This window comes from Nocardia sp. NPDC004718 (genome assembly GCF_053601535.1).
In genome coordinates, this window is sequence record NZ_JBSGCA010000046.1 from 17,544 (window position 1) to 30,307 (window position 12,764).

Here is a 12,764-nt window from a genome sequence, read left to right on the forward strand (position 1 = left end):
CCGACTTCCGCCCCGCGGCTGCGGTTGTTCCGGGACAGCGCGATCGTCGCGCACCGCAATCTGCTCACCATTCTGCGCGTGCCGACGCTGCTGGTGACGGCCACGATCCAACCGCTGATGTTCGTGTTCTTGTTCGCCTACATCTTCGGCGCCTCGCTGGGCGGCGGCCAATACCGCGAATTCCTGCTCGCGGGCATCTTCACCCAGACGGTGGCGTTCAACGCCGCGTTCACCACGGTCGGCCTGGCCGGGGACCTGCAGAAGGGCATCATCGACCGGATGCGCGCGCTGCCGATGTCGCGGCTGGCCGTGCTGATGGGCCGCACGCTGTCGGACCTGGTGGTCAATATCCTCAGCCTGGCGGTGATGGTCGGGTGCGGGTACATCGTGGGTTGGCGCATCCACGGCAGCGTCTCCGACGCCGTGCTGGCGTTCGCGGTGATCCTGCTGTTCGCCTTCGCGATGTCCTGGGTCGGCGCGCTGACGGGCCTGATGTCGCCGACCGTCGAAGTGGCACAGAGCGCCGGGCTGATCTGGCTGTTCCCGTTGACGTTCATCTCCTCGGCGTTCATCTCGGCCGAGACGCTGCCGGGTCCGCTGCGCACGATCGCCGAGTGGAATCCGATCACCGCGGTCTCGGCGGCGGGACGAAAGCTGTTCGACAACGACTCGCCGCCCACCTTCGTCCCGCCCAGCGGCTGGGCCGCCGACCACAGCGTCGAATACGCGGCGGCCTGCTCGGTGGCGATCCTCGTGGTGGCCGTGCCGCTGGCGCTGCTGCGCTACCGCAAGGTGGCCAGTCACTGACCCGCACGACCACGCGCACAGCGAACGGCCGCCGCATCCGGACGATGCGGCGGCCGTTTCCGTATTCGCGAACCGTCAGGCGCGGCGACGGGTCTTGAGCAACTCCAAGCGCTCCTTGAGCAACTCCTCGAGCTCCTCCTTGCTGCGGCGTTCCAGCAGCATGTCCCAGTGCGTGCGCGGCGGCTTGACCTTCTTGGTCTCCTGGCTGGTGCCTTCGACCAGCACGCCCTCCTGGCCGTTGCGGCAGAGCCAGGTCGGCGGTATCTCGGCGTCGTCGGCGAAGGGAACGTCGAATTCCTCGCCGTTGTCGGTCCGGTACCGGGCGATCCGACGCGGAGCCAGGTCGTGGTCGCGATCGGTCTCGTAGCTCACCGCTCCGAGCCGACTGCCTCGGAGTACGCGATCTGCCATGGTGTGCCTCTCCCTGTGTGCTCGAGTCTTCGTGCGCTGCGACCGTGTCCGCGCGAGTGCGCGGGGCACCCGCCGGACCTGATGTACAACGATCGGGCCTGCGCCGATAGTTCCCGACGCGGCCGCGGTGAACCGTTCCATTGTAGTGCCCGCGTCGCACAGGACTCGTCGCGCCCGATGGCGGGTGATTCGCCGGGGGCCGCTGAGCGGACCGCGGATGGCGAGCTATTAGTGTTCTGCGTCATGTCGCGCCGCTTGTCCTGCCAGTGGTGTGGGCGGGAGATCGTGGAATCGGAGGCCGGCCGCCGTCGCCGGTACTGCCGCCAGTCCTGTCGCCAACGCGCCTACGAACACCGCAACAGTCTGAAGGGAACGGGAATTCCCGACAACGCGGTGGTACTCAGTGCCCAAGAGGCCGCCGACTTGGCCGATCGCTGGTTCGCTGCCCGCTGCGCCGCCGAGGACGTCGCCACCGCCATCGCGGAGGGGGCGACGCCCGATGAGCTGGCGGTGCTCGGCAAGACGCTGGTCGCGCTCACCCGTGACGCGGAACGTCTGCGCTGACCGGTTCCGCCGGGTTCGGGTGTGCGGCGCGGTCGCGGTGGCGCAGATACACCGCGGCGAGCAGCACGAGGACGGTCGCGGCGAGTCCGCAGCCCGCCGACCAGGTGGCGGTGTCCGGGTGGACCAGCGACTGGCCGCGCATCGCCTGCCAGAAGACCAGTGCCAGCAGGCCGGCGTAGCCCGCCGCGAGCACACCCACGACGGCCGCGCGGGCGCGTTCGGCGCGCAGCCAGCGGTACCGGGGAGCGAGCCAGGCGAGCGCGACGGCCACCAGCAGCAGCACCTGGATGCCGTGCAGCCCGATGAAGTGCGGAACGCGCAGGTCACCGCCGACCGTGCTCCAGTGCGTTATCGGCATGCCGCGCATGGCATCGCGTGCGGCCGGATCGCCCGCGCCGGACAGCACCGTGTGCCCGGCGGCCAATTCGACGATTCGTCCGTCACTGTCGCGGACGAGTTGCTTGCCGGTGAAGCCCATCAGGTAGCCCAGGGCCATGCCCGCCACGGCCAGTGCGAGTCCGGCGTGGACGGCGCGCGCGGTCGGGCGGTCCACCAAACGCTGCCAGGACAAGATCAGCACGATGAGCAGGTTGGCCAGGAACAGGCCGGGCACGCCGGAGGCGAAGACCATCTGCCCGATCGAGTTCACCGGGTCGTCCTCGGTATTGAAGTGGCTGAACGTGCCGCGTGCGGCCTGCAGCACGATGAATCCCACATCGATGAATCCGGTCACCGCGAACACCGAGCCCAGCCACCAGGTGACCCGGCTGCCCTTGTGCGGCAACGACAGCAGCCACGCCAGGGTGAGGCTGTAGAGCGCGAACGCCAGGCCGAATTTCATCGGCTTGAGCCAGACCGATTCGCCGAGCAGCGTACGGTCGTCGATCGGCATCGCCGCGAGGGAGAACAGGACGAGCGCGGTCATCGCGGCGACCGTGCCCAGCAGTGGCCGATGCAGTCGCCCGCGCGTCGCCGTCTTCGCGCTTGCCCGCGACCACTCTTCGGGCGCGGTGGCGAAATATGTTGTGGACATGGACCGAACGTAGAAATCAGGGACGCCGGAGGGCGTCCCGCCGCGGCGCTATTCGCGCCTAGTACCCGGGTATCGGGCGACACGATCGGTCGGTACCGCAGACGCACATGCCGCCGCAAAGGTCCTGCCCCGGCTCGCTGTCACAACTCGTCCAGTCGGCTCACACGATGTGATCCCGCGGCGAGATCGCGGGCCGTCGTGCTCGGCGTGCCCGGCCCGCCTGGAGAGAAGAAGCGGGCCGCGAACGCGTCGTTGCGTTCGCGGCCCCTCGCGGGCGACGGCGCTGTCGCCGGGTCCGTTCGCGAGATCAGTCCTCCGGCGCATACCCGACGTCGATGCCGCGTCCGGCCAGCCAGGGCCGCGGATCGATCGGCGTGCCGTCGGGCAGACGGACCTCGTAATGCAGATGCGGGCCGGTGGAGTAGCCACGATTGCCGACCGTCGCGATGACGTCGCCCGCGCGGACCTGCTGGCCGACGGTGGCGAGGATGTCGTTCACGTGGCCGTAGACGCCGATGGTGCCGTCGTCCTGCTGCACGCGCACCCACAGGCCGAAGCCTGAAGCGGGACCGGCCTCGATCACCACGCCGTCGGTGACCGCGGCGATCGGAGCTCCGAGTGGGTCGCCGAAATCCAGGCCCGCGTGCATCGCGCCCCAGCGCGTGCCGAAATTCGAGGTGAGCACGCCCGCTGCGGGCCGGACGGTCATGGGGCGGGCGAAGTTCCGCGCGATGCGGTTCACGTCCGAGGGCGCGGGCATCGGGGCGGCCTGTGGCGCCGGACCGGTCGGCGGGGTGAAGACGGCGAATCGAGCCATGCCCTCGGCCGGGCGGATCTCGCCCGAGGCGATCTTCCCCGCGACGAGACGGGCGGACGCGTCGGTGTCCTCGTCCTGCTGCGCCGCGGCGAGGATGCCGAGGGAGGCGGTGACGACCGCGGAGGCGGCGACGACGCGGGCGGCGGCGCGGTCACGGCGCAACCGCGTCGCGGCGCGACGGATCGGTAACGGAAAGGTCACGGGCATGCGTCGAACGTACGGGAGCCGTCTGGGGCATCCGCAATCCTGTGGCAACCGTCACGGCCAAGGAAAAACCCAGCTCGCCGGTCACGGAAAGGTAACGAAAGGCGCCAGATTCCTATGCGAGCTGGGAAGACGATGCCGTGTCGATAGTTGACCGGCGAAACGCTGACTGCGCACACTGTGTGAGTGGCGACTAATGGAGTTCGTGCCCTCACGGCGCTGGCGGACCCGACGCGCCGCGCGATCTTCGAGGCCCTGCCGCAGGCCGCGCGCTCGGTCGGCGAACTCGCTCGAGAACTCGGAGTGACCAGCTCGGCGGTCTCACAGCATCTGCGTGTGCTGCGCGAGGCGCGGTTGGTGATGATGCGGCCGGACGGCAACCGCAGGCTGTATTCCCTCGACCCGCGCGGTCTCGCCGACGCCCGCGATTACCTGGAGCAGTTCTGGCCGAGTGCGATCGCCGCTTATTCCGCGGCCCTCAAAACCGCCGCGACGGCGAACGCTTGACCGCGGCGGCGCGACCGCACCGAACGCCTGTCATCCCACGCGTCGATACGCCGTCTTACGGCGGTCGGTACCGGTGCCGGGCCAATTGCGCTTGTTCAGCTGCTTGTCGACGGCGTTGATCACCTCGGTGACACCGATCTGCAACAGGCCGGGGTCGGGGGTGTCGGCGTCCGGATCGCCGACGTGGCCGGTCCACAGCACGGCGTGCCTGCCGAGCAGGTGCGCGGGCGGACCCGCCCACCGCGGCGGCGTCGGGCCGAACAACAGGACGGTGCGGGTGCCGAACGCCGTGGCCAGATGCGCCACGCCGGTATCTCCGCAGATCACCAGGGCGGCCTCGGCGACGGTGGCGGCCAGATCGATGAGGTTCTGCTGCCCGGCGAGCACTCGGCCGACGGGCAGGCCCGCCCGCGCGGCGATGCCCAGCGCGAGTTGGCGTTCGTATTCGTCCCCGGTGAGAACCACCTCTCGCCCGAGGGCGAGCAGGTGCCGGACAACGGCGGCGAACCGGTCCGCCGGCCAGCGGCGAGCCGGTGCGCCCGCGCCGATGTGCACGACCACGCAGTCGCGGCGGCTGGTCGTCGACACCGGCGGAACCAGTCCGAGGTTGCGGCGATCCGCGCCGATGCCGTCGTACTCCAGCAGGTGACACCAGCGGTCCACCTGATGCATGTCCGGTTCCCACTCCGGGCCGGGCAACTCGGGGAACGCGGGATGGCGGAAGGTGAGAATGCGCTCGGCCCTGGTCTTGGACAGCGTGACGATACTTTCGGCGCTCGAGCCGTGCAGATTGACCGCCAACTCGGGGGGAGGCGCGTCCCAGCGGAAGCCGCTCGGATCGGCGGTCGGCATCAAGGCGTCGACCGAGGCGATCAGGTCGACGATCGGTTTGAGTCGCAGCGGTGCCGCCAAGACGATGCGATCGCGCGGTTTGGCCCGGCGCAGCGCACGTAGAGCCGGGACCGCGGTGAGTAGATCACCCAGCCCACGCGCCTGCAACACGAGCAGAACCGCCACCCTCTTCTCCTAGCCACCCGAGTCTCACCGAACCCCGACCCACCCGTTCACCCCAGGGGCGCCAACGAAGAGTCACTAAGGGATAACTACCCGGACGTGCGAACAGCGAAACGTGCACACCGCGCAACGTTGTCGCGCCTACCGGAAAGCCACAGGGAATCCTGCTCGGCAAATGTCCAGAAAACTCATGTGGAGCGGCTATAGCATCAGGGAATGACGACAAACAGCGTGGTAGAGGGTCCCTTGCAGTCTCTTGCCCGCCGTGGGTGGCAAACCATCCTGCTGACCGGCATTTTCGCGGTGATCCTCGGCATCGTGATCCTGGTCTGGCCCGACATCACTCTGGCGGCGGCGGGCATCGTTTTCGGCATCTACCTGGTGGTGACCGGCTTCCTGCAGCTGGTCGCGGCCTTCGCCGCACCGGCGAGCACCGGCCTGCGGGTGCTGGCGTTCATCATCGGCGTGGTGTCCATCGTGATCGGCGTGTTCTGCTTCCGCGACGAACTGGCCTCGTTGCTGCTGCTCGGGTTGTGGATCGGCATCGGCTGGCTGTTTCGTGGGATCGCGCTGCTGGTGGCCGGCATCTCCGAACCGGAGATGCCGGGACGCTGGTGGCAGGTGTTCTTCGGGGTCGTCACCGCGGCGGCCGGTGTCGTACTGATCGTCTGGCCGGTGCAGTCGGTGGCCACGCTGGCCCTCCTGGCCGGAGTGTGGCTGATCATCGTCGGCCTCGTGGAGATCATCGTGGCGTTCGGGGTGCGCCGGGAGGTCAAGGCCCTTCACGCCGAGGGCGCTGTCGCCTGATCGCGATCCCGCTCGGCGGGGCGCCACCGGTGCCCAGCCGGGCGGCGCCGTGTCTGCAGTGCGTCCGACCAGCACGGTTCCGTCCTGCTGGAACTCGTGACAGAATCACAGGCGCATTTTCACCAGACGTCGGCTTCGGGGTTGGTCGACATCGAAAAGAACTGGAGGCACGAATGATTCGTACTGCTGGGTTTGTCGGTGCGCTGGCCCTGGCGGGGGCCGCGGCCATGCTGTCGGCGGGGACGGCGCAGGCCGCGGTCGGCACGCTGGGGATCAACGGCGAACTGCACGCGGATCCGGTGGGCTGCCTGAACACCGACGGACTTTTCTACACCACGTTCCAGATCACCGTCGTCAACAGCACCGATCGTGCCGTCACGCTGTACTCCGGAAGGGACTGCACCGGTTCCGTGGTCGGCGAGCTGCCCGTGGAGAAGATCGGATATCTGCCCAAGGGCGGCAGCGTCTCCGTCAGCTGAGCCGCTCGTCGCAATGGCGGCCGAGGCGTGGCGTCACCCATCGCACGAACTTCGTCGGTGTGGTGCGACCGCCTCGGCCGTTTTCGTGATCGCCCGATCTGTCCCGGATCACCCGCCGACGTCGGTGGGAATTCGTCGCGAGGCCGACACGGTATCGCGTGCCCACACCGCGTGCAGGCGGGCGTAGCGCCCGCCGCGTTCGAGCAGTTCGGTGTGGGTGCCGTCCTCGGTGATCCGGCCCTCGTGAAAGAGCAGCACCCGGTCGGCGGTCTCGGCCGTGTGCATCCGATGCGCGATCGTGAGGGTGGTGCGGCCGCGAGTGAGGCGCGCCAGTGCATGTTGCACCCGCACGTCGGTGCCTGCGTCGACGCCGCTGGTGGCCTCGTCGAGGACGAGTAGATCCGGATCGACCAATGCGGTCCTGGCCAAGGCCACGAGCTGGCGTTCACCCGCCGACAAAGCCTCGCCGCGCTGGCCGACCGGGGTCTCCAGTCCCTGCGGCAGAGTCCGCACCCAGTCCTGCAACCCGAGCCGGGCCAGTACGTCGAGCACGGCGTCGCGGGAATCGCCCGCGCGACCGAGCGCGATGTTCTCGCCCACGGTGCGATCGAAGAGGAAGGCGTCCTGCGGGACGATCGCGACCCGCCGGGTGAGCGCTTCGTCGGCGATCTCGGTGAGGTCGACACCCCACAGGGTGAGCGTGCCGCTGGTCGGCAGCAGTTGCCGGGTCACGAGTTTCGCGAAAGTGCTCTTGCCGGAGCCGGTCTCGCCGACGATCGCGACGTGCTCGCCGGGCGCGATACGCACGTCCAGGCCGCGTAACGCGGGCCGGTCGGGGGAGTAGTGGAAGCCGACGCCGCGCAGTTCCACGGTGGCCGGGCCGGATGGCAGCGTTGTGCGCCGGGCCGCCGTGGATTCCTCGGGGATATCCAGGATTTCGACCACGCGCCGCAGGCCGGCCTCGGCGTCACGGGCGTCGGCGAGGCTGCTGACGGCGAACTGCATGGGGCGGACGAAGAAGGTCACCAGGAACAGGAAGGCGACGATATCGCCCGCGCTGAGCCCGAGTCCCGGTCCCAGCACGCCCATTCCGGCCGCGGTGCCCGCCACCACGACCGAGGTGGTGATGAGCCCGCTGGCGACCTCGCCGATGGAGACGTTGAATCCCATCGGCCACAGGGTGCGCCGCTGGGCGTCGAGCACGGCGTCGATCTGCGCGTCGGCGCGGGCTCGCATCCGTTCCTCGATGCCGTAGCCGCGGATGGTGTCGATGCCGACGAGCACTTCCAGCAGGCCGCCGTAGAGTTCGCCGATGCTTCGGCGCACGGCATCGAAGCGGCGCGCCACCCACTTCTGCAGGGTGTGGCCCGCGACCGGGACGCCGATGCCGATCAACAGCACGAGCAGCGCGAGCGGCCACGAGTAGACCAGCATCACCACGAGCGCCAGCAGCATCTGGGAGATGTTCTGCACCAGTGTGATTCCGCCGGACTGGGCATACAGCGTGACCACGTCGACGTCATTGGTGACGCGTGCGACGAGAGCGCCGCCGGAATCCGCGCGGGGATCGGCGGGGGAAAGGCGCAGGATGCGGGCGAAGGCGGCCACCCGCAGATCCAGCAGTGCCTGCTCGACGGTGCGGATGACCCGATGGTTCATCAACGCGGAAGCGAGCATCGCCAGCAGTACCGCGAGTACTCCGGCGAACACGGCGCCGGTCACGACCCGTGCGCGGGTGGCCTGGTCGGTCGCACCGAGCAGCGCGTGGTCGAGGGCGTATTGGATGGTGACGGGGATGACGATCCGGCCGGAGGCCGCGACGACGGCCAGTAGCAAGATCACCGCGAGAGTGCGGCGGGACAGCACGGTGTCGCGGCGCACGCGGCGCAGTAGGCCGGTGGTGCGGTAGTCGGGTCCGGTCGGCTCGGTGGTGCGCGTGTTCACCACGCCGGCTCCATGGTGTCGGTCTGATCGGACGCGCGGTATGCGCCGAGCAGCGCGCGATACGCCGGTTCGGTAGCGAGAAGGTCCTCGTGCCGTCCCTGCGCGACGATGCGTCCACCGGCGAGGAAAACCACGGTGTCGGCGAGCCCGACCGTTGCGGCGCGATGCCCGACCAGCACCACCGTGGTGCGGCGGTCGTCGCCCGCGTACTCGGCGCGCAGCGCCTCCACCACGGTCCGCTCCACCAGGGGATCCAGCGCGGAGGTGGCGTCGTCGAGCAGCAGCAGGCCGGGGCGGCGGAAGACGGCCCGCGCCAGCGCCAACCGCTGACGTTGACCACCGGAGAGTTGCACGGTGTCGCTGAGGTGGGTGTCCAGGCCGTCGGGAAGGCGGCCGACGAACCCCGCGGCGTCGGCGATGCGCAGGGCGCGCTCGATCTCTTCGTCCGAGGCCGCGGCGCCGAGGGTGATGTTGGCGCGAGCGGTGTCGGCGAACAGGAAGGCGTTCTGGGTGACCAGCGCGGTCCGGCGGCGCACCGCGTCCGGCGCGAGGAGCCGGGTGTCGACCCCGGTGAGCGCGACGGCGCCCCGGTCGGCCTCGAGCAGATGCGCCAGCAGCGCCAGCAGCGTGCTCTTGCCCGCGCCGGTCGCGCCGACCACCGCCAGCACGGCGCCGGGACGCACCCGTACGGTCAGGTCGCGCACCGCGCGGGTGTCGCCGGTGTAGCCGTAACCGGCTCCGGCGAGCTGCACGGCGACGCCGCGATCGTGCGCGCCGAGTGGGAGCTGCCCGTGCGCCGGGCGGTCGGCGGCGGTGAGTACGTGGTCGACCCGGGTCTGCCCCGCCACGCCCAGCGGTAGCACGCCGAGGAAGCGGGCGATGACGTTGAGCGGAATCGCGGTGGTGATGAGCAGGTAGATCACCTCCACGAGGGCGCCGACGCCGAGCAGCCCGGCGTCGACCCGTGCCACGCCGACGGCCAGGATGGCCAGCGCCGCCAGGGGTGGCATCAGCTCGATCGCGGGGTCGAAGACGGCGCTCGCGTTGCCCATACGCCGGTTCGCCGTGCGGGAGTCGTCGGCGGCGGCCGCGAAACGATCGATCTCCCGATCGCCGATGCCGAGGGTGCGTACCACCTGCCGTCCGGCGATGGCCTCGTGCGCGAGCCCGCTGACCAGTGCTCGTTGCTGCTGAGCCGCGCGGGCCCGCGGTGCGAGCACCCGTTGGTAGAGCAGATTCGCGGCCAGCACCAGCGGGATGAGCACCAGCGCGATCAAGGCGAGCCAGAGATCGGCAAGCGCGATGTCGACCATGACCAACAGCAGCATGGCGGTCATACCGACCGCGAACGGGTAGTGCTGCATGGGATCCCAGGCCGTCTCGACGTCGGAGATCGCGCGGGAGACCAATTGCCCGGCCGGCCTGCGGCGATGCCAGGCGATGCCGAGCCGCAGGTATTGCGCGACCACGGCTTTGCGGGTCTGGGCCTCGTTGCGGTATTGCACCGTGCCGGTCGCCACACCGCGCAGGATGATCGTCGCGATGCGCAGCAGCGAGACCGCCAGCACGAAGGCCGCACCGGTCGCGGCGGCGCCCGCCAGGAAACGGCCCTCGGCGAAGCTCGCGACCACCACGTGCTCCGTACTCCATCCGACGGCTCTCGCGGCGAGCACCATGCAGCACGCGTTCACCAGGCCGGAGCCGATCGCGACCGCGGCGGCGCCCGGTGCCCGCCCGCACCCGCGCAGCATGATCGCCAACCCGCTGCGCAGGGTGCGGGGGTCCTGCCCGGCCTCGCTGTCGGCGGCCGCGGCGAGCAGTGCGCCTTTTCCGTAGCTCATGACCCCGGACACCGGAATGTCCGGGCTGATCCATTCGCCACCACGCCTCCAACCGCCTGCCTGCCCTGGACAACCGTGCCCTGGATCGTGGACCGACAGCAATGAACTCGATCAGCGTGATCGGAAATTGCGGGACGACGATGCTTCCCAGCAAAAGTTCGGCGGTGGTGCGGACGATCTTGCCGCCAGTGAGCCGTGGTTTATCGCCGAGTTGGATGCAGACCGACCCCGGCGTTTTCCGCCTCGACGAATCGAAGTGCTTTGTCCGATGAACATCCCTGCAAAACAGTTCTTTTCGTCGGATCGACGCTCGGTGGTGCGATCCCGATCCGGGGAAGGCTACGACCGCACCTTCGTGCGAACAGAATGCGCTCGAGAGATTCCGAGTAAGCCGCTGATGACGGAAGGCGCTTGGGCGAGCAATGCGGCCGCAAACGCGCCTCCGGCGGCAGCGGCCTGCGCATCGTCGCTACCGCGCCCGCGCCCTCGTCCGGGTATCCCGCTTGCGGGCCGGACGCGCGTTCACCGTGTGCGCGGCCACTCGCCCGGGTTCGGCACGGTGGACTCCGAGGTCACCGACACCGGAACCGGCGTAGCGGCGGCGGAGCGGCGACGCCCCCGCGGATCCCATGCCATCGCCGACGCCGCTCCTCCCAGCAGAACGATCACGATCATCGTCACAACACACCAGACCAACACGGTCCTTGCCTCCCTGGCATCACCATCCGGTTGACAGACTGCGTCGGCTTACCAAGGCGGACAGTTGTTTTCGAGTCGCCGACAGTATTCACCGCGCGGATGGCGCGCGCGAGTCCGCGGTGCGGGGCCGATGCCTCCGCAGTCGTGTCCGAAAGCCGCGACCTATCCCGCTGCGAACGGAATGACCAGCGCGAACGCCGATGTTTTCGCCGCCGTGGCTTTCGGCGCGCCGATCGGAGGAGATGCGAATCACGAAAGTGCCTCTGTCCCGGGGTATGTGGGTGGCGTCTCAGCGCGACCATGTCCCGTTCGTTCGTCGCGAGGGGCGATGGGCGGACTCGGCCGTTCGCTGCGGGGCGATGTCGTCCCCCCGGGCTGGGCTGCCGCTGTTTGCCTCGTTGTCACCCGGGTAGCACGGTGGGGACGGAGGTCCACCCACACCGAAAGGGCTGGTTCGGCGATGTCCAATTCCACACCGGGCGCGACAAGGGATCGGCGGTCTCCTCTTCAGGTCGCCGCCATGGCGGTAGGAGCCGCGTTCCTCCTGGTCGGCATCCTGGGGTTCATTCCGGGGATCACGACCGATTACGGCGAACTCGACTGGGCGGGACATCACTCGCAGGCCCAGTTGCTCGGTCTGTTCAGCGTGTCGGTGCTGCACAACGCGGTCCATCTGGCTTTCGGCCTCGCCGGAGTGCTGGCCGCCCGCACCGCTCCGTCGGCGCGCGCGTTCCTCCTCGGCGGCGGCGCCCTCTATCTCGTGCTGTGGCTGTACGGACTTGTCGTGAACCCCGGCAGCGACGCGAACTTCGTGCCGCTCGATACGGCCGACAACTGGCTGCATTTCGTACTCGGCGCGGGCATGATCGCCCTCGGTGCGGTCTTGGCGCGGCGGCCACTGACCCAGGCTCCCGGCGCGGGCAGGCAGACCGGGATTCTGGAATAGCCCGACGCATCGGCCGCGTCGCCCATGTGAACGGCCCGCCGGTCCGTAGGTGCGTCCCGACACCACCCTGTGTCCGTTCTGTTATCGAAAAGTATTGTGATTCAACGTATCTCATCGCCGAGCGGCGCAACCGGCGCAGCTCGGCCTTCGGCGGTACCCTCGGTGCGGGCGACGCCGGAAAGCCGCTTTGCCGAACGCCTCACATGTTGACATCGACTGCTGTTGACAACATATGATGTCAATAACTTGCTCAGCCTGCAATTCGATGCGCCGACACCGCGCGAGCCGCAGGAGTGCAGGCGTTTCGACTACTTCGGCAACGCGGCAAGGGAGTACCGATGAGGGCCAAACCACCCGCTCTGGGATATCTCCGCAAGGACGTCTCGGGTGTGTCCCAGGATTGGGACGAAGCGCAGATGCGGAGTCTGGCCAAACGTCTGGGTTACGAGTTGTGTAAGACGGTGACCTTCGGCGCCGGCACCGACGCACCGGTGGATCGCCTCGTCGACGTGGTCCGCACCTTCGGCGTCGACGCCGTGATCGCACCGGGTCTGCACCACTTCGGCAATGCGGTACCGGGCGACCTCGTCGAGGTGTGCGACCTGATCACCGTGACGCCCCAGCAGACGTACTCCCGTTCGGCGCTGTCGCGAATCTGGGCTTGAATCATCGAGCGCCGGTCGCCGCCGCA

Annotated in this window: 14 protein-coding genes; 8 read left to right on the forward strand and 6 right to left on the reverse strand. The window is 69.0% G+C overall.

Annotation, left to right across the window (positions count from 1 at the left end; translation table 11 throughout):
- The first annotated feature begins 24 nt into the window (after window positions 1-24).
- A complete protein-coding gene (locus ACWEH3_RS27935) occupies window positions 25-807 on the forward strand; it encodes an ABC transporter permease (protein ID WP_355077700.1) in 783 nt (260 codons plus the stop codon).
- A 75-nt stretch (window positions 808-882) separates the two neighbouring features.
- Here ACWEH3_RS27935 and ACWEH3_RS27940 read toward each other — a convergent pair whose 3' ends face one another.
- Window positions 883-1,218, reverse strand: coding sequence for an RNA polymerase-binding protein RbpA (locus tag ACWEH3_RS27940; protein ID WP_355077661.1), 336 nt, complete (start codon window positions 1,216-1,218; stop codon window positions 883-885).
- 243 nt (window positions 1,219-1,461) lie between these two features.
- On the opposite strand from ACWEH3_RS27940, the gene ACWEH3_RS27945 reads away from it, so the two are divergent.
- Complete coding sequence (locus tag ACWEH3_RS27945; protein ID WP_450021890.1) at window positions 1,462-1,782, forward strand: hypothetical protein; 321 nt, start codon at window positions 1,462-1,464, stop codon at window positions 1,780-1,782.
- Here ACWEH3_RS27945 and ACWEH3_RS27950 read toward each other — a convergent pair.
- Both ACWEH3_RS27950 and ACWEH3_RS27955 read right to left on the reverse strand, forming a co-directional pair.
- Window positions 1,754-2,815 (reverse strand): hypothetical protein, encoded by a 1,062-nt coding sequence (locus tag ACWEH3_RS27950; RefSeq protein ID WP_450021888.1) that lies wholly within the window; start codon window positions 2,813-2,815, stop codon window positions 1,754-1,756. The genes ACWEH3_RS27945 and ACWEH3_RS27950 overlap by 29 nt on opposite strands.
- Window positions 2,816-3,122: 307 nt before the next feature.
- Window positions 3,123-3,839: a M23 family metallopeptidase gene (locus tag ACWEH3_RS27955; protein ID WP_450021886.1), complete on the reverse strand. Its 717-nt coding sequence runs from the start codon at window positions 3,837-3,839 to the stop codon at window positions 3,123-3,125.
- 183 nt (window positions 3,840-4,022) lie between these two features.
- Between ACWEH3_RS27955 and ACWEH3_RS27960 the strand changes: the two genes are divergently transcribed.
- Window positions 4,023-4,343: an ArsR/SmtB family transcription factor gene (locus ACWEH3_RS27960; RefSeq protein ID WP_379251696.1), complete on the forward strand. Its 321-nt coding sequence runs from the start codon at window positions 4,023-4,025 to the stop codon at window positions 4,341-4,343.
- 30 nt (window positions 4,344-4,373) lie between these two features.
- Here ACWEH3_RS27960 and ACWEH3_RS27965 read toward each other — a convergent pair whose 3' ends face one another.
- On the reverse strand, window positions 4,374-5,360 hold the full coding sequence (locus tag ACWEH3_RS27965) for a glycosyltransferase family 9 protein (RefSeq protein WP_450021884.1): 987 nt from the start codon (window positions 5,358-5,360) through the stop codon (window positions 4,374-4,376).
- A 213-nt stretch (window positions 5,361-5,573) separates the two neighbouring features.
- On the opposite strand from ACWEH3_RS27965, the gene ACWEH3_RS27970 reads away from it, so the two are divergent.
- Together ACWEH3_RS27970 and ACWEH3_RS27975 are read left to right on the forward strand one after the other, a co-directional pair.
- On the forward strand, window positions 5,574-6,164 hold the full coding sequence (locus ACWEH3_RS27970; RefSeq protein ID WP_450021882.1) for an HdeD family acid-resistance protein: 591 nt from the start codon (window positions 5,574-5,576) through the stop codon (window positions 6,162-6,164).
- A gap of 173 nt (window positions 6,165-6,337) precedes the next feature.
- Complete coding sequence (locus ACWEH3_RS27975) at window positions 6,338-6,643, forward strand: hypothetical protein (RefSeq protein ID WP_355077673.1); 306 nt, start codon at window positions 6,338-6,340, stop codon at window positions 6,641-6,643.
- A 108-nt stretch (window positions 6,644-6,751) separates the two neighbouring features.
- Here ACWEH3_RS27975 and ACWEH3_RS27980 read toward each other — a convergent pair whose 3' ends face one another.
- Both ACWEH3_RS27980 and ACWEH3_RS27985 read right to left on the reverse strand, forming a co-directional pair.
- Complete coding sequence (locus ACWEH3_RS27980) at window positions 6,752-8,590, reverse strand: ABC transporter ATP-binding protein (protein ID WP_450021879.1); 1,839 nt, start codon at window positions 8,588-8,590, stop codon at window positions 6,752-6,754.
- Entirely contained in the window at window positions 8,584-10,428 is a 1,845-nt protein-coding gene (locus ACWEH3_RS27985) for an ABC transporter ATP-binding protein (protein ID WP_450021877.1), read from the reverse strand. Before ACWEH3_RS27985 ends, ACWEH3_RS27980 begins: the two co-directional genes overlap by 7 nt.
- Here ACWEH3_RS27985 and ACWEH3_RS27990 point away from each other — a divergent pair.
- From ACWEH3_RS27990 to ACWEH3_RS28000, 3 genes are all read left to right on the forward strand, one after another.
- A complete protein-coding gene (locus tag ACWEH3_RS27990) occupies window positions 10,427-11,161 on the forward strand; it encodes a hypothetical protein (protein ID WP_450021875.1) in 735 nt (244 codons plus the stop codon). The two genes, ACWEH3_RS27985 and ACWEH3_RS27990, sit on opposite strands and share 2 nt — an antisense overlap.
- 486 nt (window positions 11,162-11,647) lie before the next feature.
- Window positions 11,648-12,073 (forward strand): DUF4383 domain-containing protein, encoded by a 426-nt coding sequence (locus tag ACWEH3_RS27995; protein ID WP_355080915.1) that lies wholly within the window; start codon window positions 11,648-11,650, stop codon window positions 12,071-12,073.
- 338 nt (window positions 12,074-12,411) lie between these two features.
- Window positions 12,412-12,738 (forward strand): hypothetical protein, encoded by a 327-nt coding sequence (locus ACWEH3_RS28000; RefSeq protein ID WP_450021873.1) that lies wholly within the window; start codon window positions 12,412-12,414, stop codon window positions 12,736-12,738.
- Window positions 12,739-12,764: the final 26 nt, after the last annotated feature.

Coding starts and splice junctions, on each gene's coding strand:
- ACWEH3_RS27940 (WP_355077661.1), bottom strand. CDS start 1,218: ATGGCAGATCGCGTACTCCGAGGCAGTCGGCTCGGAGCGGTGAGCTAC.
- ACWEH3_RS27945 (WP_450021890.1), top strand. CDS start 1,462: ATGTCGCGCCGCTTGTCCTGCCAGTGGTGTGGGCGGGAGATCGTGGAA.
- ACWEH3_RS27950 (WP_450021888.1), bottom strand. CDS start 2,815: ATGTCCACAACATATTTCGCCACCGCGCCCGAAGAGTGGTCGCGGGCA.
- ACWEH3_RS27955 (WP_450021886.1), bottom strand. CDS start 3,839: ATGCCCGTGACCTTTCCGTTACCGATCCGTCGCGCCGCGACGCGGTTG.
- ACWEH3_RS27970 (WP_450021882.1), top strand. CDS start 5,574: ATGACGACAAACAGCGTGGTAGAGGGTCCCTTGCAGTCTCTTGCCCGC.
- ACWEH3_RS27975 (WP_355077673.1), top strand. CDS start 6,338: ATGATTCGTACTGCTGGGTTTGTCGGTGCGCTGGCCCTGGCGGGGGCC.
- ACWEH3_RS27990 (WP_450021875.1), top strand. CDS start 10,427: ATGACCCCGGACACCGGAATGTCCGGGCTGATCCATTCGCCACCACGC.
- ACWEH3_RS27985 (WP_450021877.1), bottom strand. CDS start 10,428: ATGAGCTACGGAAAAGGCGCACTGCTCGCCGCGGCCGCCGACAGCGAG.
- ACWEH3_RS27995 (WP_355080915.1), top strand. CDS start 11,648: ATGGCGGTAGGAGCCGCGTTCCTCCTGGTCGGCATCCTGGGGTTCATT.
- ACWEH3_RS28000 (WP_450021873.1), top strand. CDS start 12,412: ATGAGGGCCAAACCACCCGCTCTGGGATATCTCCGCAAGGACGTCTCG.